This window comes from Fibrella rubiginis (assembly GCF_017353185.1).
Taxonomy (GTDB): Bacteria; Bacteroidota; Bacteroidia; order Cytophagales; family Spirosomataceae; genus Fibrella; species Fibrella rubiginis.
Window position 1 is genome coordinate 185,793 of the sequence record NZ_JAFMYV010000012.1, and the last position, 25,281, is coordinate 211,073.

At 54.6% G+C, this 25,281-nt stretch carries 21 protein-coding genes; 8 read left to right on the forward strand and 13 right to left on the reverse strand.

The features are described from left to right. Positions 1 to 23: 23 nt before the first annotated feature. From J2I47_RS21620 to J2I47_RS21630, 3 genes are all read left to right on the forward strand, one after another. Positions 24 to 482, forward strand: coding sequence for a hypothetical protein (locus J2I47_RS21620; protein ID WP_207366699.1), 459 nt, complete (start codon positions 24 to 26; stop codon positions 480 to 482). A gap of 184 nt (positions 483 to 666) precedes the next feature. Then, the gene (gene fabG, locus J2I47_RS21625; protein WP_207366700.1) at positions 667 to 1,413 is read left to right on the forward strand and encodes a 3-oxoacyl-[acyl-carrier-protein] reductase; all 747 of its coding nucleotides are present in this window, start codon (positions 667 to 669) and stop codon (positions 1,411 to 1,413) included. Between the two features lie 107 nt (positions 1,414 to 1,520). Beyond that, positions 1,521 to 3,623 (forward strand): vWA domain-containing protein, encoded by a 2,103-nt coding sequence (locus J2I47_RS21630; protein WP_207366701.1) that lies wholly within the window; start codon positions 1,521 to 1,523, stop codon positions 3,621 to 3,623. A gap of 68 nt (positions 3,624 to 3,691) precedes the next feature. Here J2I47_RS21630 and J2I47_RS21635 read toward each other — a convergent pair whose 3' ends face one another. From J2I47_RS21635 to J2I47_RS21645, 3 genes are all read right to left on the reverse strand, one after another. Further along, positions 3,692 to 4,498: a hypothetical protein gene (locus J2I47_RS21635; protein WP_207366702.1), complete on the reverse strand. Its 807-nt coding sequence runs from the start codon at positions 4,496 to 4,498 to the stop codon at positions 3,692 to 3,694. 218 nt (positions 4,499 to 4,716) lie between these two features. Beyond that, the gene (locus tag J2I47_RS21640; RefSeq protein ID WP_207366703.1) at positions 4,717 to 6,447 is read right to left on the reverse strand and encodes a glutamine--tRNA ligase/YqeY domain fusion protein; all 1,731 of its coding nucleotides are present in this window, start codon (positions 6,445 to 6,447) and stop codon (positions 4,717 to 4,719) included. Between the two features lie 213 nt (positions 6,448 to 6,660). Continuing rightward, a complete protein-coding gene (locus tag J2I47_RS21645; RefSeq protein ID WP_207366704.1) occupies positions 6,661 to 7,386 on the reverse strand; it encodes a hypothetical protein in 726 nt (241 codons plus the stop codon). A 318-nt stretch (positions 7,387 to 7,704) separates the two neighbouring features. Here J2I47_RS21645 and J2I47_RS21650 point away from each other — a divergent pair, with 318 nt between their 5' ends. Next, entirely contained in the window at positions 7,705 to 8,757 is a 1,053-nt protein-coding gene (locus tag J2I47_RS21650; RefSeq protein WP_207366705.1) for a spore photoproduct lyase family protein, read from the forward strand. Positions 8,758 to 8,859: 102 nt separating this feature from the next. On the opposite strand, the gene J2I47_RS21655 is transcribed toward J2I47_RS21650, so the two are convergent. From J2I47_RS21655 to J2I47_RS21680, 6 genes are all read right to left on the reverse strand, one after another. Further along, positions 8,860 to 9,066 (reverse strand): hypothetical protein, encoded by a 207-nt coding sequence (locus tag J2I47_RS21655; RefSeq protein WP_207366706.1) that lies wholly within the window; start codon positions 9,064 to 9,066, stop codon positions 8,860 to 8,862. 106 nt (positions 9,067 to 9,172) lie between these two features. Beyond that, positions 9,173 to 10,021 carry a hypothetical protein gene (locus J2I47_RS21660; RefSeq protein WP_207366707.1) on the reverse strand — a complete coding sequence of 283 codons (849 nt, stop codon included), beginning with the start codon at positions 10,019 to 10,021 and terminating at the stop codon, positions 9,173 to 9,175. A gap of 77 nt (positions 10,022 to 10,098) precedes the next feature. After that, a complete protein-coding gene (locus J2I47_RS21665) occupies positions 10,099 to 11,034 on the reverse strand; it encodes an endonuclease/exonuclease/phosphatase family protein (RefSeq protein WP_207366708.1) in 936 nt (311 codons plus the stop codon). Positions 11,035 to 11,099: 65 nt separating this feature from the next. After that, positions 11,100 to 13,274: a TonB-dependent receptor plug domain-containing protein gene (locus J2I47_RS21670; protein ID WP_207366709.1), complete on the reverse strand. Its 2,175-nt coding sequence runs from the start codon at positions 13,272 to 13,274 to the stop codon at positions 11,100 to 11,102. 107 nt (positions 13,275 to 13,381) lie between these two features. Beyond that, a complete protein-coding gene (locus J2I47_RS21675; protein ID WP_310587709.1) occupies positions 13,382 to 15,928 on the reverse strand; it encodes a PIG-L family deacetylase in 2,547 nt (848 codons plus the stop codon). 122 nt (positions 15,929 to 16,050) lie between these two features. Then, the gene (locus J2I47_RS21680; protein WP_207366711.1) at positions 16,051 to 17,322 is read right to left on the reverse strand and encodes an N-acetylmuramoyl-L-alanine amidase; all 1,272 of its coding nucleotides are present in this window, start codon (positions 17,320 to 17,322) and stop codon (positions 16,051 to 16,053) included. 186 nt (positions 17,323 to 17,508) lie between these two features. Between J2I47_RS21680 and J2I47_RS21685 the strand changes: the two genes are divergently transcribed. The 3 genes from J2I47_RS21685 to J2I47_RS21695 all read left to right on the forward strand — a co-directional run bounded on the left by J2I47_RS21685 (position 17,509) and on the right by J2I47_RS21695 (position 21,953). Further along, the gene (locus J2I47_RS21685) at positions 17,509 to 20,211 is read left to right on the forward strand and encodes a sodium-translocating pyrophosphatase (protein ID WP_207366712.1); all 2,703 of its coding nucleotides are present in this window, start codon (positions 17,509 to 17,511) and stop codon (positions 20,209 to 20,211) included. Between the two features lie 133 nt (positions 20,212 to 20,344). Then, positions 20,345 to 20,959 (forward strand): hypothetical protein, encoded by a 615-nt coding sequence (locus tag J2I47_RS21690; protein WP_207366713.1) that lies wholly within the window; start codon positions 20,345 to 20,347, stop codon positions 20,957 to 20,959. Between the two features lie 61 nt (positions 20,960 to 21,020). Beyond that, a complete protein-coding gene (locus J2I47_RS21695; RefSeq protein WP_207366714.1) occupies positions 21,021 to 21,953 on the forward strand; it encodes a PhzF family protein in 933 nt (310 codons plus the stop codon). A 17-nt stretch (positions 21,954 to 21,970) separates the two neighbouring features. Here J2I47_RS21695 and J2I47_RS21700 read toward each other — a convergent pair whose 3' ends face one another. The 3 genes from J2I47_RS21700 to hisS all read right to left on the reverse strand — a co-directional run bounded on the left by J2I47_RS21700 (position 21,971) and on the right by hisS (position 24,451). After that, positions 21,971 to 22,393 (reverse strand): response regulator, encoded by a 423-nt coding sequence (locus J2I47_RS21700; RefSeq protein ID WP_207366715.1) that lies wholly within the window; start codon positions 22,391 to 22,393, stop codon positions 21,971 to 21,973. A 143-nt stretch (positions 22,394 to 22,536) separates the two neighbouring features. After that, positions 22,537 to 23,043 carry a hypothetical protein gene (locus J2I47_RS21705; RefSeq protein WP_207366716.1) on the reverse strand — a complete coding sequence of 169 codons (507 nt, stop codon included), beginning with the start codon at positions 23,041 to 23,043 and terminating at the stop codon, positions 22,537 to 22,539. A 43-nt stretch (positions 23,044 to 23,086) separates the two neighbouring features. Beyond that, positions 23,087 to 24,451 carry a histidine--tRNA ligase gene (gene hisS / locus J2I47_RS21710; RefSeq protein ID WP_207366717.1) on the reverse strand — a complete coding sequence of 455 codons (1,365 nt, stop codon included), beginning with the start codon at positions 24,449 to 24,451 and terminating at the stop codon, positions 23,087 to 23,089. A 123-nt stretch (positions 24,452 to 24,574) separates the two neighbouring features. On the opposite strand from hisS, the gene J2I47_RS21715 reads away from it, so the two are divergent. Next, entirely contained in the window at positions 24,575 to 24,730 is a 156-nt protein-coding gene (locus J2I47_RS21715; protein WP_207338255.1) for a hypothetical protein, read from the forward strand. 103 nt (positions 24,731 to 24,833) lie between these two features. On the opposite strand, the gene J2I47_RS21720 is transcribed toward J2I47_RS21715, so the two are convergent. Next, entirely contained in the window at positions 24,834 to 25,181 is a 348-nt protein-coding gene (locus tag J2I47_RS21720) for a hypothetical protein (RefSeq protein ID WP_229374852.1), read from the reverse strand. Positions 25,182 to 25,281 lie beyond the last annotated feature (100 nt).

Below are 25,281 nucleotides of genomic sequence, written 5' to 3' on the forward strand. Positions count from 1 at the left end.
TGCTTACCCCATAAAAAGAACTTATGAAACGCATTGCTCTTCTTCTGCTCTTCGTAGCAGGTTTTGCCTCTTCCTGCAAGAAAACTGGCGGAGACATTATTGCCCCCGTTGATCCCCGCGACCGGATGCTCGGTAGCTACGCCATTGGCTTCAACATGCGGATTACCATCAGTAATATCGAATTGCAGCCAGAAAGCTCAACCGGCTCGGTAACCCTTTCTAAAGCACCCAACGCGGGAGAACTGTACTTCGATTTTGAGCTACCCAACGGGAAAGAACGCGTAACGGCAGCCTTGAAAGATGATACAAACTATACGATCATCGACAAAAAAACAGAGCCAATCTACATTAACGGACAGTCATTTGTAGGTCAGTACACAGGTTCAGGACAGATTACGGCCAAAAATGAGTTTATCCTGACGGGCGTATCCGAATACACGCAGATCAAAAAAGTCACGACCATGACGGGCACAAAAAAGTAGTTGTCATCCGTCGTAAAGCCGTAATTTTGGTCGTTCGGGTTGGCTAGGCACGTATTGCCAGACCAGCCCGAACGGTTCGTAATTACGGTTTTTTTGTGCCGTCACCGCTCACCTGCCAACAAGACCCGTTGGCCTGCTTGAGCGTTGGAAGGCCAGCCGTTCAGTTTGACAATTCATTTCGTTCATGAATCTAGTTGCCGGAAAAGTCGCCCTCATCACGGGGGCATCACGCGGAATTGGGCGGGCCATTGCCCACCGTTTTGCCCAGGAAGGTGCCAACGTGGCCTTCACCTATCTCTCAAGCGTCGAAAAAGGGGAGGCCCTCGCCGCCGAGTTGGCCGCCTACGGCATCACCGCCAAAGGCTACCGCTCCGATGCCTCCGACTTCAAAGCTGCCGAAGACCTCGCTACCCAGGTCCTTGCCGATTTCGGGTCGCTCGACATCCTGATCAATAACGCCGGGATCACCCGCGACGGCCTCCTGATGCGGATGTCGGAAGAGCAGTGGGACGCGGTGATTACGGTTAATCTGAAGTCGGTGTTTAACCTGACCAAAGCCGTTATCAAGCCCATGATGAAAGCCAAATCAGGCTCTATTATCAACCTGACGTCGGTGGTGGGTATACGAGGTAATGCAGGGCAGGCTAACTATGCGGCCTCCAAAGCGGGCATCATTGGCTTTACCAAGTCGGTGGCCCTGGAGTTGGGGTCGCGGAATATCCGGTCGAACGCCATCGCGCCAGGTTTTATTGAAACCGAAATGACGGGCGAACTAGACGAAAAAGCGGTCGAAGGGTGGAAACAGTCCATTCCCCTCCGGCGTGGTGGCCAACCCGACGAAGTAGCCGACGCCTGCCTGTTCCTTGCCTCTGACCTCTCGCGCTACATCACCGGCCAGGTGCTGCAGGTAGATGGGGGGATGTTGACTTAACGAATGAACAATGTACAATGAATAATGTACAATGGGCTTGCGCAAGCATACCCTGTTGGACCAGTCAGTTCATTGTACATTGTTCATTGTACATTGTTCATTCAAGTATGTCTCTAATCTTCCAAACGTCGCCCTGGTGGGTGCTGGTGTGTTTGTTGGCGGGGGTGGGCTATGCAGCGTTGCTGTATCAGCCGCTGCCGGGAAAGGCTGTGGCCGAAGGCTGGAGCCGGGGATTAAACTATGGCCTGGCGGCTCTGCGGTTTCTGGCCGTGACCCTGCTGGCCCTGCTCCTGCTCAACCCGCTCATTCGCAGCCTGCAAACCCGCACCGAAGCGCCAAAAGTGGTGCTGGCCATCGACAATTCTGAGTCGATGACCGCCGCCGGGCGGCCCGCGCTGAATCAGACGCTGACGATGCTGCAAACCGTACGGCAGCAACTGACCGACAAAGGTTATGACGTGTCGGTGCGCACCCTCTCAGACACCGCTGCCCCCGCAGAGCTGACGCAACTGGCCTTCCGGCAGCGCACCACCGACTTGTCGAAACTGCTCGACGGCATCCGGTCGGACTACGAAGGGCGGCACCTGACCGACGTTATTCTGTTGACCGATGGCCTTAGTAATCAGGGCCTTTCGCCTACGTTTGGCACCTATCCGTTTGCTATCCGGGCCGTGGGGGTGGGCGACACCGTGCCCAAAAAGGATGTGCTGCTGAAGGCCGTAGTGGCTAACCGCGTGGCGTATCTCAACAATTCATTTCCCGTAAAAGCCGAAATTACCAGCAACGGATTCGCCGGGCGGAGTGCAGTGGTGGTGCTGCGGCAAGGCACCCGCGAGGTGGGGCGGCAAACGGTGCGTTTCGACAAAAACGACACCTTTTCATCCGTCGAATTCAAGACTACGGCTACGCAAAAAGGGGTGCAGCGGTTCACGGTCGACGTGCTGCCGCAGGAGGGCGAATTCAGCAAGGTCAACAACCGGCAGGACGTGTATATCGAGGTGATCGACGGGCGCGAAAAAGTACTGCTGCTGGGCCTCTCCCCCCACCCCGACCTGAAAGCGTTCCGGGCTATTCTGGAGAAAAATCAGAACTACGACGTCGACGTGCGCACGCTCAGCACCGCCGAAGGCACGAGCATCCCGATTGACAAGACGTATGACCTGCTGATTCTGCACCAACTGCCCGACATCACCAACATCGGCAACGCGGCGGTGGCTAAGCTGCTGGCAAAAAACACGCCGACCCTGTTTGTGGTGGGTGTGCAGTCATCCGTAGCGGCGTTGAATCCACTCAACCCGGTGATCAGTGTGCTGGGGCCGCCCAACCAATCAGATAAAGCCGCTGCCTACTTTAACCCCGATTTCAAGCAGCTTAACCTCGACCAGACCCGGCTCGACCTGCTCGACAAACTACCCCCGCTCACGACCCCCTACGGCGAATACAAGCTGTTGCCGGGATCAGAAACGGTACTCTGGCAACAGATTGGCACAGTGCGTACCACCAAACCCCTGCTGGCCATCAATACCACCGGTACCCGCAAAACAGCGGTGTTGCTGGGCGAAGGATTTTGGCAGTGGCGGCTGGAGGAATACGCACTCACCGGCAAACAGGAGATCGTGGACGAGCTGATGCAGAAGGTGTTGCAGCTTATTTCGGTGAAAGAAGACCGCCGTAAGCTGCGCGTCTACCCTGTTCGCAACGAGTTTCTGGCGGGAGAAGCCGTGTCGTTTGAAACTGAACTCTACAACGACATCTACGAACGCCAATACGGTGTGCCCATCCGACTCGACCTGGTTGATGAGCGCGACGTAACCCGCACCTTCAACTATACCCCCACCGAAGCCAACAGCCGATTCGACGTGAGCCGCCTGCCCGAAGGCGTGTACCGATTCAAAGCCACGGCTACGCTCAACAACCGCGCGGAGCAGTCGGCAGGGCAGTTTATTGTCCGCGATATTCAACTGGAAGCCGTTAACACTACCGCCGATCATGGTTTGTTGCGGCAGTTGGCAGCGCAAAGCGGCGGCACGTTCTACAAAGGAGCCGACGCCGGAGCCATTGTCAACGACCTCACCAAACGCGCCACGCCCGCCCGCCTCAGCAGTACCGAATCCCTGAATGAGATCATCAACTGGCGCTGGATTTTCTTCATCATCCTGACCCTGGCCGGAGCCGAGTGGGCACTTCGGAAGTATAACGGAGGGTATTGAGGAAGTGAAGTCTACTATTGCTTCGCCAGTGTCTGACGGAGCAACAGTAGACTTTAAACTCGCCTCCCCTATTGCGGCCGCTGCTTCGTCAGGTTTTGCTGGAAGAGGATCTCGACTGCTGAGCCGCTGGGCATGGGGTAGGTCAGGTTCAGGAAAGCCGCTTCTTTAGCCGCTTTGGGCAGGTACACAAACCCACGGACCGATTGTCCTGGCTGTACTACCGACCGTTTCAGGGCCAACTGGCGCCAGCGGTACGCCTCGAAATCAAGGCGCTGCATACGGTCGGCGAAGGTGCCGTAGTCAATCACCCGCTTCATCTGCAGTGCGCTATAGGCCAACGACAGGTTATTCTGCGTGTTGTAATAATTGGCAATGTCGCGACCATTGCGGCTCCGGGGCGACGATGACGTGGCTGCTGCCACAGAAGCAGCTACCACCGCCACGGCCAGCACCGTGTTCATGATCTTAGCCCGTTTCAGGCGGGTTTCTTCGCGCTGAATCTTATAACCCATCTTGCCCGCCTCATAGTCGGGGTCAGCGGCTTGTTTGAAATCGACCATGCCCGGCGTTACAATAGGCTGCTTGTTGGCATCGAGGGCCACCATGCGGAAATTCGAGGGATCAATATCGAGGGGCCGGTCAGTGCGGTTTTTGAGTTCAATGTCGAGAGCCATGTATTCCATGTCTTCGCGCTCGAATGACGCCACCACTTCCAGGCTATCAGCAGTGGCTTTCGTCACCGACCGACCGTCAATCTGCGCCACCTCACCCGATACCGGTCGAAGCTGGTAATACTGCGTGGCGCAGTTGCTTAGGAAGAAGAGAAAAATTAGTGGCAAAATGCCAAAACGAATAGGTAGAGCCTTGTTTTTCATAGCAAACAGAGTTGGTTGCCCGTAAGACAAACCGGACATGCCGGAGTTTAATAAACGAACGAGTACAAATTTGCTAAGAAGGTTGTATTCAGGGAATTAAATAGTGATAAAAGGGAAAAGAATGAACAATGTACAATGTATAATGTACAATGGCTTCGCGCATTGAGTGTAGTGCGCGAAGCCATTGTACATTGTACATTGTTCATTGTTCATTCCTTTCACCCCTTCTTCGTCTCCTTCGCCCAGGTGTCTTTGAGCGTTACAGTGCGGTTGAAAACGAGTTGGTCGGTGGTTGAATCGGCGTCGACGGTGAAGTATCCTTTACGCATAAACTGCACCCGGTCGCCAACGGGTCGGTGCGCCAGATTCGGCTCGACCAGCGCCTGCACCACCACCAGCGAGTTGGGGTTGAGCAGGCTCAGAAACGCATTGTCGTCTTCCGACTCCATTTCTTTCTCCTCCATAGCCGGGTTTTCGGCTGCAAACAACCGGTCATATAACCGCACCTCGGCCCGAATGGCGTGCGCCACCGACACCCAGTGAATGGTGCCTTTGACGCTAATGCCTGACGTGTCGGAACCGCTGCGGCTTTCGGGAATATAGGTGCAATGCAATTCCGTCACCTCGCCCGCTTCGTTTTTGATCACCTCGTCGCAACGCACAATATAGGCACCCTTCAACCGGACCATCTGGCCCGGTGCGAGCCGGAAATATTTCTTCGGCGGTATCTCCATGAAGTCGTCGCGCTCCACATACACCTCACGACCAAAAGGCACCTCACGCGTGCCTGAATCAGGATCTTCAGGGTTGTTTTCGATGTGCATGATCTCTTCCTGCCCTTCCGGGTAGTTGGTCAGCACCAGCTTGATCGGTTTATCGTCGACTACGGCCATCACGCGGTGGGTAGTACGGTTCAGCTCTTCGCGGATACAGAATTCCAGCAAACCCACGTCGATGAGGTTATCGCGCTTGGCTACGCCGATGCGCTCGCAGAACTCGCGGAGGCTGTCGGGGGTGTAGCCGCGGCGACGGATACCCGCCAGCGTGGGCATGCGGGGGTCGTCCCAGCCCGTTACGTGCCCGCCTTCTACCAACCGTTTCAATTTGCGCTTGCTCATCACCGTGTAGGTCAGGTTCAGGCGGGCAAACTCGTACTGTTTAGAGGGAAAAATGCCCAGTTGTTCAATAAACCAGTCATACAGCGGGCGGTGCGGAATAAACTCCAGCGTACAGATCGAGTGCGTAATCTGCTCAATCGCGTCCGACTGTCCGTGCGCAAAATCGTACATCGGGTAGATGCACCAGGTATCGCCCGTACGATGGTGGTGCGCATGCTTGATGCGGTAGATGATGGGGTCGCGGAAGTGCATGTTCGGCGAGGCCATGTCAATTTTGGCTCGTAGCACTTTGGCCCCGTCGGGGTAGGCGCCTGCTTTCATTTGGCGGAATAAGTCCAGATTTTCGGCCACGGTCCGGTCGCGGAATGGGCTGGGCTGGCCCGGCGTAGTAGGCGTGCCTTTCAGGGCCGCAATTTCTGCGGCCGTAGAATCATCTACATAAGCTAACCCCTTCTCTATCAGTGTTTCAGCAAATGCATAAAGCTGATCGAAGTAATCGGATGCGTACAGTTCCTGCGCCCACTCGAAGCCCAGCCAGCGTACATCGTCCTTGATGGAATCCACGTATTCGGTGTCTTCTGTGACGGGGTTGGTATCGTCGAAGCGCAGGTTGGTCTGTCCGCCGTAGCGTTGAGCGAGGCCAAAATTCAGGCAGATGGATTTGGCGTGACCCAGGTGCAGGTAGCCGTTGGGCTCGGGTGGGAAGCGGGTTAGCACACGCCCCTCGTGGAGGCCCGCCGAAATATCTTCCTCAACGATTTGTTCTATAAAGTTCAGCGACCGTTCAGCATGGCTGTGTTCGGTTGGTGATTCATTGGCAGGTGATGTCATAATGCGCTCAGGTTGTCGCGTCGGGAAAAGGTCAAAATTACGCCCATTGGGCCGGTTTGGCAACCCTCAGGGCTGGCTAACAGGTGCGCTGACATGAACCTGACCACCGGTCAATCCATAATTTTCTCCCGATCAGATTAACGTCGATAAACGCAAAAAACCGCTTCCAGCAGGGCCGGAAGCGGTTTTCAAAGAACGATTGACGTGGCCTGCTTACTTGCAGAAGTTTGTTGACTTGACCGGAACCTCCCAAACATCCTTGTTAAGCAGCGTTGCATTCTGCGTCAACAGGGATGAGAATACGAGCATCCGAACGTCATACGATTTGCCTTTGATAACCCGGTATGTCGAAGTTTCCAGTAGATTTTTCTTTACATCATTGCGGTTAAGCGTCGTAAGCGGTAACCACTGGCTCGTGCCGGTTTGACGGAACTCAACGGCCACTGTTGCAGGCAATTTCTTGTTGTCGACATCTGTGCAGGGGAATTTTACCTGAAACGTAACCGGGGAGGCTGTCACCGCTGGTTTGAACGACTTAAAGTCGAAATCAGCCCCACCCTGCCCACATGAGGAGAATATGCCCGAGCTGATAAATTTGGTTTTATCCTGCTCATTTTCGTAAAAGCGCACCCGCACCGGCTTATTGTAAGCCAAATCAGCGAAGGTTACCTCGTCACCATTAATCAGATCCTGATACACCGACGCGGCCAACGTAGAATCCTTGCCATTGCGGCCCACATACATCGCCTCGAACAGATACAGCCGGTCGTAGTCTTTATACGAACTTTTGATTTTAACCGACAGTGGCGAGCTGCATTTGGTGGGTGTAGCCTCCGCACGGGCAGCATCGGGAGTAACCGGCGCTAAGTCGGACGAGGGTTGCTGACAGGCGGCAAACAGCACAGTGCTGAAGCCCAGAACACATACAAGTTTTTTCATACAAAAGTTAGATAAGGTTTGTTATATATGATCATACGATTGATCGTCAGCAAGATATTAAGTCGTTTAATGCATACAAAGGAATTGACGAAAAAAATAATCGAATGGCGTAGACAGCTAACCGCTATAATCAATTAACAAGACCTGAAAGCGCCGCTATACTGGAAACAAAATGAAGGCTTAGCGTGCAGGATAACCATCCACAATTAAGTGCTTTTCACTTTTTAACTACCTTATAGTCAATGTATTACCTGTATTAATGTATGAACTATTGACGCAACGGGCACGTTATTAAAGTGCAGTACTCAACACGTTTCTATGCCTGACTTCAAGCCATCTATTGTTCTCTATACCGCCGATGCTATGAACGAGCAGGGTGAGGCTATTTTAGCGCAGTACCCTGATGCCGAAACGCTGCAGGTGGGTCAGCACAACCGCCTTCCTGAGTTGGGCATGTCGCATTTCAAAGTGAAATCAGATGTGCTGGTGCTGGGTAAACTGAAGACCACCACCTGTAAGTGGAGTGGCCGTAGCTCAGACTACATCGCACCGAGCCTGGCGAACGGTTGCTTTGCAGGCTGCGCTTACTGCTATGTAGACCGGCACAAAACGGTGAACCCCATCACGCTTTTTACCAACGTCGGCGAGATCACCACCGCCGTTGATCAGCACGTGCACACGCTGCCTTGGCCCAAGCCTGCCAACCAGACCGACCCTACCTACTGGACATATGACATTGGCTGTAATTCAGACATTTCAGTTGATTATGACCTGAACGATGGCATTCGCGATGTGTTTGCCTTCTACCGCGATCATCCCCGCGCAAAGGCTACGTTTGCTACCAAATTTGTGAACCGGGCTATGCTTGATTTCGACCCGAAACGGAAGGTGCGTATCCGGTTTAGCCTTATGCCTGCTCACGTCAGCAAGCTTGTCGACGTACGGACAGATAGTATCGAGAAGCGTATTGCCGCCATCAATGATTTTTATGATGCGGGCTATGATGTGCACGTTAACTTTTCGCCCGTGATTGTCTATAGTAGTCCTAACGGAGATCGTAAGCAATGGCGCGAAGATTACCGCGACCTGTTCCGTCAGCTTGATGCGGCGGTGCGGCCCGACGTGAAGGCGCAATTGCAAAGCGAGGTGATTTTTCTGACGCACAACCAGGCGCAGCATCAGGCTAATCTGGCTATCAACCCCAAAGCCGAAGAGCTACTGTGGGTACCAGAACTTCAGGAAAACAAACAGAGTCAGTTTGGCGGCTGGAACATCCGTTACGACCATCAGCTTAAGGGCAAAATGGTGGCTGTTTTTGAACGCATGGTCGCCGAAGAGATTCCCTGGTGTGGGATTCGGTATATTTTTTAAGGGAGAGACAAGAAGTGAGAGTTGAGAAGCAAGCGCTTACGCAGGAGTATTTCCATTGCACAAGTTCTTGCGTCTTAACTCTCACTTCTTGCTTCTGCTTATTTAGTTACTGTGGCCACCTTTAGAACCACCCGTTGAGCTACCGGCACTGCTGCCACCCTTGCTCTTTTTGCTGCTCTTGTGCGAGGTGCTGTTGCGGCCTGCACCACTGCTGCCATGGCCTGCGCCGTTGTCTTCTTTGCCGCCAGCATGCTGGTCTTTGTACTCCTCTTCAACGACCTCCAGGGTCTTGCTGTTTTTGGTTGCCATAACGTTGATTCAGTTGAATTGACTGACCAACTTAACCCATTTATCTAGTGGGGTGTTTTGGTAAGTAATCGTCTTTTGCTTGAAAAGACCGAAAAGTACCTCTGGTTCAATTCAGGGAGTAGGCCTTAACGGTGTTATGAAAAAAGGTAGGTACAAACAGCCTGTTGGTGGTTGGGTCATAACCAATGTCTGCCGAGTTGATTTTCTCGGCCGAGGTGTCCATTTTCAGTTCGGTGGTGCCATCGGAACGGACGTGCCATACCTTACCTCCCCACTCAGTTACGATGTACTGCTTACCACCCAGCGCCACAATGCCGTCGATACCGCCCGATACTTTGGCAACTGTATTTACCTGCTTCGTGGCGGGGTCCATGGTAAGCAACGAGCCATCACCGTTGCCGATAAGCAATTGTCCGTCTTCAAACAAAAGGCCGTTGGGTCCTTTGATGGGTGCGCCATCACGCACAAGACCCGTTTTTCCTTTGGTCAATGACCACACTTTGCTATCGCCCGAATCAGTGACGTACACGATTCCCTTCTTTGTGTCAACGGCAATGTCATTCAGGAACTTGGCACCGGCAATGGGGTACCGGTTCAGGATCTTGCCGGTAGCGAGCGAAATTTCGGCCACCTGATCCATCTCGGTCACGTAGAGCCTGTCGCCCAAAATACCCATGCCTTTGGTTGAATTCAGGTTTTCGGTGAATTTTGGCTGGATCACTTTACCATCCATGCCAAGTTTGGCGATGTAGCTGCTTTTGTTTTCCAGTTTCGGACTGCCATTGATGCAGGCCACGTACATCACCTTCGAGCCAGGGACTACCAGCACCGATTCGGGCGTTCGCAGCGTTGTATCGGTCTCCCAGACCGGTTTTAGGTTAACGGTTTGTGCCTGGACAAACAACGGCGTACTGATAATGAAGCTAATGAGCGAGGCGGCGACTACTTTTTTCATGGGTTGAGCCGGTTTAACGGGTGAATACATGTGCGTACTGCATTGTACTTCTCAAAGATACACTTACCGTCGGCTACTCATCGGAATCGTAGATCAACGCGCACGGCTTTGTGGTCTGAGCCAGGCTGATCGAGGGTGGTGAACCGGGTGGTGACAAAGCCCTCGTTGATAAACGTATGGTCGATGGGCAGGTAGGCTGGGGGAAGAAAACGGGGCCAGGTAGGTTGCAGCCCAAAACCACGTCGGCAGGCTGTGACGGGCGTTTTCGCGGCAAACAGGGAGCGGTAAATGGGTGAAAACACGCTGATGTTGAAGTCGCCGGTGAGCAGGGCGGGGCCTTTGGTTTGGGTTAGGCCAGCAGCTACAAAGGCAAGCTGTTTGTTGCGCTCCCGAAACCAGGGGTACCAGATCGGCGTGCGCGGATGCACCGTAAACAGATCGAATGAATGCCCCCGAACAGAGGTAGTCAGGTGAATGACTTTTAGGGACCGCGCCGCCGAGTCGGTCTGTATCGGCGTTCGGCTCAGGACCAGTATATGACACGGCCCCTTCGACCGGATCGTATCGCGGTACGGGAATTCGCCCCGCATGGCTGCCCAGACCTGCGGAATATGCACTACCGTTACTTCCTGCAACACCACAATATCAGCCCGTTGCTCCTGCACAAACCGGATTGTTTTGCTTAGGTCTGACCGGGTAAAAAGCACGTTGGCATGGAGTACCCGCAGGTCGGCTTGCTGCCCGGCTGATACCGGTTTTTCGGCCAGTACCCAGGGGATAATCAAGGCTATGTGCCAGCTTAGGCAGGCTGCTGCCAATGTGGCCCATAGCCACTGCCGCTGCCACAACCAGGCCACGGCCAGCCCCAGGCCAAGCACGGCATACTGCACCGAAAAGTGGCTTAGCAGCTCAAAAAGAAAGAAATAACTGCCAGCCAATTGCCCCAGCAGGGTGCCTAACGCAAGGCCGATGGTGGCCCAGCTGAGGTAGAATGAGAAAGAAAAGCGACGCATATGAGTACCAGTGGGCAGTTTGGCGGAGCGGGGTGCAATCCCATTACTACGTCAACCCGACAACTTTATTTCCCTAGCCGAAGAGTGAGCATGAAGTTGCGGCCGGGGGCACTGAAACCGCTGGCAAAGGTGCGATAATTGGTATCAAAAAGGTTTTCGCAGGCGGCCTGAATGCTGCCGATGCGACCAATACGCACACTGCCGCGCAGGTTGGCCGTAGCCCAGGCGGGCATGCCGTCGGGGGTGGCGTAGGCTCCGTTGTCTTCCCCATCGGGGCTGTAATCGGCAATGCGTTTCCATCCACTGAACAGGGTGAACGCCTCAAGCTGCACGCCCGCCCGGCGGTAGCTAACCGACGCCCGGCCGTAGGTGGGGGGAATATGGTCGAGTGGTGTGTTCTTGTCATCGCTAATCCTACCCGTTGTTCCGTTTACCGAACCGCTGACAGTCAGCGCGTTACCCAGGCGTAGTGTAGCGCCGAGGTTATAGCCGGACAGAGCGGCCCGACGTTTGTTTTGGGGGGCCAGCACCCGGCTGTCTTTCCCGTCATACACCACCGTTGACGCACCGTTGAACGTGAAGGCGTCGACCACAATGGCATTTTCGAACCAGGTGTGATAAACCGTTCCACTGAGTTGAAGCAGATCGCCCAACCACTGACTAGCCGACAGTTCGACGTTGTAGGTGTATTCTGGCTTGATGGTTGGGTTGGGTACGATGAGCGTTCCCGGCGACGATTCAAACACTTTCGTCAGGTCGTCTACGTTGGGCGCGCGGAAACCCGTTGATCCCAGCAAACTGATTTTGGAAGCTGTCGTTGGCGTAAACACCGCGCCCAGTGATCCCGCCAACCCCGTGGGCGACTGCTGTATGTCGTTATACGGAAAGGGGAAAAACGTTTTGTCGCGGAATGTGGCTTTCAGGTTGGTAAGTGTGAAGCGCAGCCCTGCCTGTAAATTCAAAACAGGCGAGATCGTCAGCCGGTCGCTGAGGTAGAGCGCCACCGTTTGCAGGGTGCTGCCCCCGTCGGGGTAGCGGGTGTCGGCAGGCGTAATAGCCCCCGTTTTCACGTTCAGGCGGGTGGCGGTGCTGGCAACGTTGTTGTGGGTCAGCTCAAGCCCATACTGAAACGCATGGCTGCCCAGTTGTTTCTGGGCATCGGCGTTCAGCGACCAGACACCTACGTTTTCCACCTGCCGTTTCAAGGTGGCGGCACCCAGGCGGCGGCTGTTGCGGCTTTCTTCAATGGCCTGATATCCCGCCGATACCTGCAACTGATCATACGCCGTTGTGGGCCGGGTGACGGCCAGTTGGTAGGCGGTGAGCAGTCGTTTTTCAGGGCCATAATACCAGTCGGCATAGCTGGGCCTGCCGGCTGTTACTTCACTCAGCCGGTCGTAGCGGGGTACGTTGCCGGTGGTCGAATACTGAACGTTCAGCGTGTGCCGAATACCCTCTGCCGGCTGGAAGAGCACTTTTTGCAATAAATCCAACTGCTGGTAGGCGGTGCCCACCTGCCGGTTTGGGTCGGGGTTGACCACGATCTGATCCGGTGCCGACGCATTGTCGACATACTGTAATAGCTTACCAAAATTAGGATAAGCCGCGCTGCGGTTAGCCCCCTGAAGCACGTCACCGTAGCTTGCCGCCGTCACGCCCGTCAGAAACCCCAGCCGCCGCGTGCCAATGCTCAGGTCTACATGGGCGGTACGTTCGCCGGTGGCCGAGGCGGCCCGCACGTAGGCGTTGGGCCGGAAGGTGGTGCCGCCCGCCGACAAGTCAGGATTGCGCGTCTGGAAATAGAGCACCCCGCCCAGCGCATCGGAGCCGTAGAGTGTAGAGCCGGGACCAAACAGCACTTCGGCCCGTTCCAGCATGGCGGGGTCAATGCGCAGCACGTTTTGCAGGTGCCCCGCCCGGAAAATGGCGTTGTTCAGCCTTATTCCATCCACCACCAGCAACACCCGGCTGGCCTCGAATCCGCGCAACACCGGGCTACCACCCCCACCCTGACTTCGCTGCACAAACACATTACCCGTTTGTTGCAGCAGGTCGGCGGTATTTTGCTGATTCAGGAAAGCAATACGTTCCCGCGAAACCGTCTCGATCTGGTAGGGCGACAGGCGGGCAGGTTGCACAAACCGCGTGGCCGACACGGTAACGGTGTTAAGCCGGACGGTATCGGTTTGGGCGTAGGTAAGGGTAGTCAGTAGTGAAAAGAGGAGGTACGCGTGTTTCATAAAGCCAGTCGACAATGGGCTGGCAAGATACGAATTGGGTACCCGCTATGCGCTCACGGATTGTTGGTTGTTTTGGATGATCCCTGTCATCCAAAACAACCAGTGACCTAATTCCGAGCGCCAGATGTCCCTGCCCCAACCGATATGAGGTTGGCAAAGAGGCGGTAGGCGCCAGCCACACCGTTGGGTAACTGACGGAAGAACGACAGGCCTGTGTAGATGAAATGGCCTCTGCCGTAGGGGGTGTAAATCAGACTACCCAGCTTGGGCGCTTCGCCGGTGTCGTTCATGGCAAACAGCGATTCGTAGGCCTGCCCGTAGTCAACAGCGTAGTAGATGCCCCGCTCCTGCACCCAGCCTTTAAAGTCTTCGTCGGTGATTTTATTAGGCTTGTTGAGCAGCACGTGATTTGGGTTCAGAATCGAGATGGGGGCGTCTTCTTCGGCCACACGGTCGCGGCCAATGGTAAACGGATACGGTCCTATCTGGCTTACTTTCAACCCCGACTGACTAATGCCCCCACCACCCGGCGTGGCGTATTGCACTACCATAGTCCCGCCTTTCTGGACGTAGCTGAGCAGTTTCTCCTGGTAAAACTTCAGGCGGTCTTCGGTGTTGTAGGCCCTGATACCCACCACAATGGCGTCGTAGCGCGACAGATCTTTGGTCAGTTCACCCTCGTCGAGCATAGTGACGGTGCAACCCATTTGCCGCAGGGCAGCAGGTACTTCGTCGCCTGCCCCGGCAATGTAACCCACGTTTTTAGCTTTCACCGTGATGTTCAGCCGTTCTACTTTGGCTTCGGCGGGGGGAAACAACGTTTGGGGAGGAATGTGAGGGTAGCTGATGGTGCGCAGACCACTACTGAACCGCCCGCCGTTGCTCATGACTACGGCGGTTAATTTACCTTCCGGTGCGGTGCTGCTGAGGGGCATGAGCGTAAAGGTGAACCGCTGTTCCTGAAACTTATCCGTGAACGTGAATGCTTCCGTTGAGGGGCTTACGCGCCAGCCGGCGGGCACCTCCAACCACACGGAGCCGGTGGCATTGGGGCGGTTGCCTTTCACGATTACGTCTACTGTTTTGCTCAGGTTGTCGGCAAAGGCGTATACGGGTTCGGTGAGCGTGGCCGTTACGTCGGGGCGAACCTCGAAGTTGCGGTATAACTCGCCGTCTACGGGGTCGGTGTATTTGTAGAACCACGGACGGGTGAAGGTGAACGAAAGGCCTTCAAGTTCCACGGTAAACTCGGCAGTGAGGGCGGGCGGGTTTACGGGCTTGCCAATGAGCCGCTGATCGGGCACGGTAAACAGACCCTTGTTGCGCGGGTTTTCGAGCCAGTACGGCTGCGTGGGTTTCAGGCTCTTCGGCAGCAGGGCCGAAAACGTGAACGACGCCTGTTCATTGGCTTTCAGGGGCAGCGTAAACGTGGTATCTCGGCCTATTTGTGGCAACCGGAGCCGGGTGAGTTTCACCGGGAAATTAACGCGGTTGATAGCCGTTAGGCGCACGTCCATGCGTCCACCCGGAGTGCTGGCGTAGTCGGCGGGGAGCGCTTCAAAAACCAGGCCCAGGCACTGCTGAATCAGGTTTTCTACTTCCTGCCGCTTGGTTCTGACGTAGATCTGGCTGGTATCGAGCTGGCTGATTTCGCGGTGCAGCGTCACCAGCGCAGGCACAATGCTGGCGGGCTGGGTGGGCACAAACTGCGTGTTGAGCTGGTAGATCAGTTCCTGAATACGCTCAGAGTTAGGCACCCGGTTCCAGGTCATGTCGATGCCCTCAATCAAATCCACCTGCGGTGTATCACCTGCTTTCAGAAGGAGGTAATCGATCTTGGCACCCCGGTTGGCGGCCACCCCGAAGCCCTGGCTTTTGTGCTGACTGCGGCTTTCGGCAGCAATTTCGCCGTATGATTTACCTAACAGGGGGTTGTACAACCCCGTTTCGATGCCCAGAATCGTGCCGGCCTCTTCGGGCTTTTTATTACTCAGAAACTGCCCCGGAATAAAGACGTTCCAGAATAGCCGCCGGGCCTGCCAGGGTTTCACCAGCTTTAGTTGCTCAGGGTAGGCTTTCGGATCATTCGACAGCTTGAAGGCTTCTTCGGCCAACGCACCCGACGCGCTATGGTGCCCATGCCCGGCCCGGCTGTCGGGGGGGAAACGCGTCACGATAACGTCGGGCTGGTAGCTGCGGATGAGCCAGACCATATCGGCCAGCACCTGTTCGCGTCCCCAGTTTTTCACGGCCTCTTCCGTCGATTTCGAAAAGCCGAAATCATAGGCGCGGCTGAAGAACTGTTCGGGACCGTCGATGCGGCGGGCGGCGAGCAATTCTTGGGTACGTATCACGCCAACGGCTTCGCCTTGCTCCGAGCCGATCAGGTTCTGACCACCGTCACCGCGTGTAAGCGAGAGGTAGGCCGTGCGCAGGTTACGCTCGTTGTGCAGGTAGGTTAGCAGCAGGGTATTCTCATCGTCGGGGTGAGCGGCAATGTAGAGCACACTACCCAGCACGTTAAGCCGACGAATACCCTGTTGAATGTCGCCAGACGTGGCGGGGCGGGGTTTACCGAAGGGAACTTGAGCGTAGGTAGTGGTAGTAAGCCAATGGCTCAGCAAACAGGTTAACAAGAGGATACGTCGAATCACGATGGCTGTCATTATGGGTTATGGAGCAAAGAAACAGGTTGCCCGCTGTCAGCGCAACGTCAGCCAACGATAATTTGGTCATTTGTTGGTTCAATCAAGCCGATTAATAACTAATTAGTCCATTACTGCCCAATCAGTACAGGTTTCACCACCACGTCTGTCTTGTCGCGCGCCCTTAGCCAGTACAGGCCCGACAAACGCCCCGCCGGTTCCAGCACCCACGTATCGGCGGTTGACTGATGCGCTGTTATGGCTACTGACCGCCCCAGCGCGTCCAGTAATGTGAAGTGAACCTGGGCGGGGTCAGCGGCATGATGGTAAACGGTGACTGGTCCGTTACTGGGATTGGGGTATACCGTCCACGTTGCTCCAGCAAGAGGTTCAGTAGCCAGGGGCATTGGGCTCACGGCCATGGTAAAGGAGCACGTCTGGGTTACGCGTTGCCGAACAGCGGGCAAGGCCGCGTAGAGATTTTCGCCGGGGCATTCGGTAGCACAGGAGCCGTCGCGGTGGCCCGAAACCAAGCCAAGCAGCTTGCCCGAACTGGCATGGATGGCACGGGCATTGAGGTCGGCAATGCCTTCTTTTTTCAGCTTCCAGCCAATCCACTGCTCCAGCACGGCTAACGAGGCAGCATTGGGTGGCACGTCGTTGAAATTACCCATCAGGCAAATGCCCATTGTACCCGAATTCTGGCTGCAAAAGTGTGCGCCCAGTACATTATCGCCATCTATAACGCCCTGCCCATCGCGGCCTTCGTAGACCACGCCGTTCTGACCGACCAGGAAATTATAGCCCACGTCGTTCCAGCCGTTGTTCTGGGTGTGCAGCAAATAAATATTGCGCACCTCTTCGGCATAATCAGCCACGGTGTTCCCCCCCGCCGAATGATGGACGATGACAAACTGCACCTTTGTGGCAACAGGAGCCTCTTTGGGCGGGGCCAGGCCCGTTCGCCATATCGCAGCCGGTACTACAGGGGGCTTGCCGCAGTCCTGCCGTGCCGCCGACCGCATGGCGTTATCGACGTAGCCCGCTGGTAAGGGGGGAGCATATAAACTCACCAGCGAAACAATACCCCTCAGTTCACCCGTCAGCAGCGTCAGGCGGGAAACGGGCTTCCGAAACACACACAACGCCGATGACGGGCCGCGTTCGGGGTGCGGTTCGGGGTAAAGGCGCAGCGTGTCGGCACCGGCAATCAGGTACGAATTGGTTAGCGACTGCCCCGGTTGAAGCAGCAAAATGGCGCTGGAAAAAGGCTGCTCATACGCCACCTGGATTGGTTGATTGGGCTGTACGGTCAGGCTGCGCGTTTCCGTTTCCTTCGGCACCTGTGCTACCACGCTGACTGTCAGCAGCCAACCGATACATACGAGTAAAGAGGCCTTCATACATTGTCGTGTTTATTGATCGGGTTAGCCGGTAAACAGGTTACAGACTGCGCCAAATGGTGACGATTTATCCCGAAAACGGGCAAAATAACCATGTAAAAAGTCAAGAATAGCCTTAGCTGCGCATGGTTATGCTACGGCAAATTCTATCTTTGCGGCCATTCAACCAACCTTTTTTTACGTAGTATGCAGAATAGTCTTTACATCGTCCCCTTGCTGGGTTTGGTGGGATTGGCGGTCATGATCGCCAAGTTTAGCTGGGTGAACCGTCAGGACGCCGGTGATGCCCGCATGCAGGAAATCGCCGGCTACATCGCCGACGGCGCCATTGCCTTCCTTAAGGCTGAATGGCGCGTACTCATCGTTTTTGGCGTGGTAGTGGCTGCCATCCTGGCTTTTGCCGGGTCACAAGTGGCCAATTCACACTGGTTCATTGGCGTGGCCTTCGCCATCGGTGCTTTCACCTCGGCCTTTGCGGGCTACATTGGCATGAAGGTGGCCACCAAAGCCAACGTACGCACGGCGCATGCCGCCCGCACCAGCCTCACCCGCGCCCTCGACGTGTCGTTTACGGGCGGCTCGGTGATGGGCATTGGCGTGGCTGGTCTGGCCGTATTGGGCCTGAGTGTGCTGTTTATTTTGCTGTACAATTACTTTGTAGCGGGCGTGGCCTCGGCAGATGGTGAGCTGGCCGTCAATGGCGTACCCATGGAACGGGCGCTGGAGGTGCTGGCGGGCTTTTCGCTGGGTGCCGAATCCATTGCCCTGTTTGCCCGTGTGGGGGGCGGTATCTACACCAAAGCCGCCGACGTGGGGGCCGATTTAGTGGGTAAAGTAGAAGCCGGTATTCCAGAAGATGACCCGCGTAACCCCGCTACTATTGCCGATAACGTGGGCGACAACGTAGGTGACGTGGCCGGTATGGGTGCCGACTTGTTTGGTTCATACGTTGCCACGATCCTGGCCACGATGGTGTTGGGCCGCGAGATCGTGATCCAGAACGACCCCATTGTGGGCCACGCGCCCATTGTACTACCCGTACTGATTGCTGGCATGGGTCTGATCTTCTCGATTCTTGCCTGCTACCTGGTGCGCGTAAAAGACGACAACGGTAACGTACAGGGAGCCCTGAACCTGGGCAACTGGGGGTCTATTATTATGACGGTAGTGGCCTCGTTCTTTCTCGTTAACGCGGTGTTGCCAGAAGGCCCAATGCAAATTCGGGGCATCGAATTCACCCGTATGGACGTGTTCTACGCTATCGTAACCGGCTCTATTGTGGGGGCGCTGATGAGCGTGATCACCGAATATTATACGGCCATGGGTCGGCGGCCGGTGCTGTCGATCATCCGGCAGTCGGCAACGGGAGCAGCCACCAACATCATCGGCGGGTTGTCGGTGGGTATGGAATCGACCGTGCTGCCCATTCTGGTGCTGGCCGCGGGTATCATGATGTCCTACAAATTTGCCGGCCTCTATGGGGTGGCTATTTCGGCGGCGGGTATGATGGCTACTACGGCCATGCAACTGGCCATCGACGCCTTCGGTCCCATCGCCGACAACGCCGGTGGTATTGCCGAAATGAGCTACCTCCCCGAAGAGGTTCGTGGTCGTACCGACATCCTCGACGCCGTGGGTAACACCACCGCCGCGTCGGGTAAAGGTTTCGCCATTGCATCGGCTGCCCTGACGGCCCTGGCCCTGTTTGCCGCATTTGTGGGCATTTCGGGTATTTCGGCTATTGATATCTACAAGGCCGATGTGCTGTCGGGTTTGTTTGTGGGGGCCATGATCCCGTTCATTTTCTCATCACTGGCCATTGCTGCCGTGGGTCGTGCGGCGATGGCGATGGTAGAAGAAGTACGTCGTCAGTTCCGCGAGATTCCCGGCATTCTGGAGGGTACGGGTAAGCCTGAATATGAAAAATGCGTGGCCATTTCGACGCAGGCATCCATCCGCGAAATGATTTTGCCGGGGGCCATTGCCCTGAGTGTGCCCATCATTGTCGGCTTCATTTTTGGTCCCGAAGTGCTGGGCGGTTTGCTGGCGGGCGTTACAGTATCGGGTGTGTTGATGGGTATTTTCCAGAACAACGCCGGTGGTGCCTGGGACAACGCCAAGAAGTCGTTCGAGAAGGGTGTGCTGATCAACGGCGAGATGTTTTACAAAAAATCGGAGCCGCACAAAGCCTCGGTAACGGGCGACACCGTGGGCGACCCGTTCAAAGACACGTCGGGTCCGTCGATGAATATTTTGATCAAGCTGATGTCAATTGTGTCGCTGGTAATCGCGCCATACATCGCTATCAAGTCAACGGATCAGGGCGCACATGCCAAAGAGAACATCACGGCGGCGGGTGGCATGCAGGGCGTTGATCTGGAAAAGTCAACGGCTGCCGACAATAACGACGTCAGCACCCCCAACCGGGACTTCACGCCTACCGATCTTACACTGGCCGGTGGCGCGTTGCTGAAAGGGGTAGACGTGAAAGGCATCGAGTCGAACCTGGTAAACTTTATCAAGTCAGACAAGGCCGTTGACAAAAACACCTGGTTCGATTTCGACCGGCTAACCTTCAATACAGGCAAGGCTACGCTGAAACCCGAATCGCAGGAGCAGTTGAAAAACGTAGCGGAGGTGCTGAAGGCCTATCCAAATGTGAACGTTAAAATTGGTGGCTACACTGATAATACGGGCAACGCGGCGGCCAACATGAAGCTCTCAGCCGAACGGGCCGCCTCAGTAAAAGCCGAACTCCAGAGCCTTGGTATTGCCGCCAGCCGCCTGGAATCGGAAGGCTACGGTCAGGAACACCCTGTGGCATCGAATGATACGGAAGAAGGTCGCGCTCAAAACCGCCGCATCGCTATTCGCGTGACAAAGAAGTAAATCCCGTTTTTTTTGGGTAAAATTGCCAATGCAAAGGCCAGTCTCTGGGAGGGACTGGCCTTTTTCACGCTTGTTGACTTTGCTTTACAGAACTCAACGCAGCTATTCTACGTAGTTTTTAAAAGATGTTATTATGACAAAAGATGCGTTTTACGGTGTTCTGGCAGCGGTCGACTGGAATTCACAGGGTTGGCAAGGCCCCTCTACGCCCGAAGACCTGGCTAATGCCAATTTCAATTTTGTCAAAGAACAAGACATCACCTACACGTCGTTGAATTTTGGGCACCTGCTCTTTCCAGCCGACGAGTCTGGATACTATCGGGGTTTTTTGCCACACCTGTTCACAAAATCGCCGGACGCCGAAAAGTCCAGGCATGTTGCCATCGTCTTTATTAAGTCGAAAGACTGGCATGACGGCAAAACCTACCTGGTTGGCTTCTATGCCTTTCCTATTTTCAAAAAGGAGCGTGTTCAATCGCCAACCGATGCAATAACGCATGACGTTGAAACCAATATAAAGTCGCTGGCCAAGCACATTCATCTGCTGCCAAATCCCATTAATCTAAGCGACCATACAGAAGCCACCAAGTTCTTGCCGAACGATAAAAAGCCCGGCAAGATGGGCTACAATTACATGAATCGTGTTAACGTTGAGAAAATGCTCGACGTGATGACAGCTCAAAATCCGGGAGACAAAAAACTGAGCTCGATTAAATTAGCCGTACTGAGAGCGTTGGGCAACGAATAAGTTGCCTTGATAAGTAGGTGTGCCTTCTCTGATTGGCAGCAAATCAACTAACACCAGTTGCGTGACGACTCTACCGTTTTATATAGTCGATGTGTTTGCATCCAGCCGGTATGAAGGCAATCAGCTGGCCGTGTTTGTAGACCTGGCTGATGAGCTAGCCGATGATCGAATGCAGGCAATAGCGCGGGAGATCAATTTTGCCGAAACGACGTTTGTCAAAGCCGATAACGGAGGCGGTCGTTTCGTGGTCAAAATTTTCACGCCGGAGCATGAGGTGCCTTTTGCGGGGCATCCGTCTATTGGTACCAGTTACGTTATTGCCAAATTTCTGCTGCCAGACGTACCTGTCAGACTGGTACTGGAATTAGCTCATAGCCAGATTGACATCACTATTTTACAGCCCAACGCTATCGACGACAGTGTTTTGTTTATGCGGCAGGCGCAGCCCGAATTTAGGGAGCAATTACCACATGCCGTCGTGGCCGACGAGCTGGGCATCAGCCTCGACCAACTGGATGAATCATGGCCTGTTCAGGAAATAAGCACAGGGTTACCCTACATTATTATTCCCCTCAAAAATTTGGCGGCTATGAATGAACTGACCCTCGACTACACGTCGTTTCGGGGGTTTTTAGAGAAAAGAAATAAGTACCGGACCAACAGCAGCACAGGTCATTCAACGTCGCTCTTCTTTTTCACAACCGAGACCTACGAGCCAGCCAGTTCGTTTAACACGCGAATGCGACTGATCGAGAATGAGGTGGTGTCGGAAGATGCCGCAACGGGTAGTGCCAATGGCTGTTTTCTGGCCTACCTGCTTCGCTATCAGCGTAATCTGCGGCCGGGCGACGTTATCAATGCTACGGTTGAACAGGGATTTCAGATCAACCGAAAGTCATACGTCTACATCAACGGTCGTTTCCAGCATGATCGGTACGAACTCAATGTAGGTGGCCACACCAAACTGGTGGCAGCGGGCAGTTGGTTTATCTAACTTCCTGAGTGACTAAGCTAGGTCTGGTTGAGATCGACCCAATAGTGGCAGAGTTGCGTTAGCATGTCTTTGGTGGCTTCCAGCCCAATTGGCTTTGTCAGAAACGAGTTGGCACCCGCCTTATAACAGGCCGCCCGCTCCTGCTCCGAGCCTTCATTGGTAATCATGACAACAGGTACGGCCTGCCAAACCGATTTTTTGACGAACGACAGGGTTTGCTGGCCACTAAAGCCCGGCATATTCAAATCCATTAAAATAAGCTGGGGTGGGGTTTTCAACGGTAGCGGGCCGTCGATTTGCGCCATCATATAGTCGCATAGCTCGCTGCCGCTGGTAAAGAAATGGACGCGATAGGCAGGGAGAAAACGGGCAAAAATTTGCTGTAACAAGAAGCGGTAGTCATCCGAATCATCGACGACAAAAATGGCCTCGGTAATCATCAGCAGCGTCGGGTATAATAATCTTTTTAGATAGGATAGATAGTCTAAAGAAACGGTCTTCACTTATACCCACAAGTGGCCAACTTGTTTTGTTTTCTGTATGTAGCAGCTGAAAACCAGCCTATCTGACGTCCTTCTTTCCGCTACTTCAATACCTGCGGTTCCTGCCGGGCGGGGATAATCAGTTTACTACTTATGGTAGGTAGTACCAGCCGCACCTTTTCCATACCCGGCTGCGTGTCGATAAAGACCCACCGTTTGCCGCCGTCTTCGGAAAACGCGATAAGCGACGAGCGTTGGGCAATGCGCTGCTGCGGCATTTGCAGCACTACGGTTTGCGGTACCACGCATTGTAGTTCCTTCCCTACCGTTACCACCGCCGACGGTTGCCCGATGCTAGCACTCACAAACCGGATGCCCTGTTGTTTCATGGTCGTGGTTTGTTCGGTCATGCGGGCTACCATCTTAGCCGGACCACCCATCAACCCCACGATTTTTGGGTGCGTATACAGCGGCACCTTCTGATATTGCCCCCTGGGCAGCGCTTCGGCCAGTTCCGTAGCCTGCTGCCGGATCACCGCCGCATACGGGTTTTGAGCGTAGCTAATGGCGGCAAGAAAAAGCAGGAACAGAATGAGCGTATATTTCATAAGCGATTGATTTTTAAGGCACTAACACGCAGTTAAATTAGTGTTACAGGTTTGTTAGCATCGCTACCACCTCGTCGGCAGTCTGCTTTTGCTGTTCTCCTGTCACCATGTTCTTTACTGATAACTGCCCCGACTGCACTTCATCCGAACCAATCAGCACGACATACGGAATCTGCCGGGCGTTGGCGTAGTCGAGTTGCTTCTTCACTTTGGTCAGATCGGGATACAACTCGGCGGGTACGCCGGCGGCCCTCAATTGACTCAGCAAGGGCAAGGCTACGGCCCGTCCGTCGGCGTCGAAACAAGCAAGGAGTACTTGTGTTCCCTGCCCTGCCGACGCAGGAAACAGGTTCAACTCGTCCATGACATCGTAAATCCGGTCGACGCCAAACGAGATACCCACCCCCGACAGGCCCGGCATACCAAACGCGCCCGTGAGGTTATCGTAGCGACCACCGCCGCTGATGCTGCCAATACTGACGCCATCTGCTTTTACCTCGAAAATAGCCCCGGTGTAATACGACAGCCCCCGCGCCAGGGTCACGTCGAGTTCCAGTTGCGGCTTTTCGAGGCCCAGCTGCTCCACCAGCGTCAGCGTTTCTTCCAATTCAGCAATACCCTTTTGCGCCGTTTCTGAGCCGGAAAGCCATGTTTTCAGGCTTGCCAGCACCTCATTGGGTGCGCCATTGATGGTGAACAACGGTTGCAGCGCGGCCAGATTTTCGTCCGAAAAGCCGCGCTCGCGGAGCTCGTCGGCTACTTTTTCGGGACCGATCTTGTCGAGTTTGTCGATGGCTACGGCCAACGCACCTTCATCACCGGCGCGGCCAATGGCTTCGGCGATGCCCGCCAGAATTTTTCGGTTATTGATTTTCAGCGTGAAATTTTCGATACCCAGGTTGCGCATGACCTCGTGTACCATCAGCACAATTTCGGCTTCGCACAGCAGCGAATCGGTACCCACCACGTCGGCATCGCACTGGTAAAACTCACGGTAGCGACCTTTCTGGGGGCGGTCGGCGCGCCAAACGGGCTGCATCTGATACCGCTTGAAGGGCATGGGCAGGGCGTGCCGATTCATGACCACATAGCGGGCAAATGGCACCGTAAGGTCATACCGTAGCCCTTTTTCGGCAATTCTTGGGGTCAGTTTCTTGCTGCCTTCGGCCAGATCAGCCTCGGTAAGGCCACCCGCAAAATCGCCGGAATTCAAAATTTTGAAGAGCAGTTGGTCGCCCTCGTCGCCGTACTTACCCGTCAGCGTCGAGAGGTTTTCCAGGCTGGGCGTTTCGAGGGGCTGAAAACCAAACCGGCGGAAGGTCTGCCGGATGGTGTCGAAAATAAACAGGCGTTTGCTCATCTGCTCCGGCCCAAAATCACGCGTACCCTTAACAACGGATGGTTTCATGCCGCAAAATTACGGACAAAGAGGCGCTTAGACAGGATTTCAGAATGGACAGGATTCCCTTTTTGGCCGGAAATCACTACTTTTGCGTTCCGAAAAAGAACCGACAATTAACGACATACCACAATGGGAGTTACCAAACTACTTCGTAAAGGCCGCCGCAACCGCGCCATTGCCACCAACAAGGTGAACGCCATCAAGCAACTGACGCTGAAGCCAACGCTCAAAAATGTTGACGTAGAAGCCATCAAAGCCTCTTTCGCTGAGAAAAAAGCAGCGTAAACATAAGTTTACCGTTCAATGTCTAAGGTTTAACGTTGGCTGACGCTAGAATACGCTTGCGTCAGCCAACGTTAAACCTCAGACATTGAACGGTAAACCTCTTTTAAGCTCCGTCTCTCTTCTGCGACGGGGCTTTTTTGTGCTTGTCGTATTTTTTGTAGTTGCGTTTTAGCTCTTGCCGAATGATCTGCCGGGTGTCGATCATGACACGAAACCGGATAGCCGTACCAAAGATGGAGATACCCCCATTGACCAGGATCAGGCTATAGGTGCCTTTGATAAACCAGCGCATAAACGGTACCCCGGCGTTCATTTCGTAGCCCGCGCCCACCAGCACACATAGCCCCGCGCCAATGAGCAACAGCCCGGCGGGGGCCAGCAAGAGCCATTTGGTACGTGCACTCATCCGGTTGACTAAACGCTGTCCCGGCGGTTTTCCTGGATTGGCCATGTTGGAAATGTACGAATAACGATTTTTGCTGACGCTGGTGGCCAGGGACTGAAGGTTGCTGTCGCGAGGCCCTTCGACTAGGCGTCCCCGACAGGCTCAG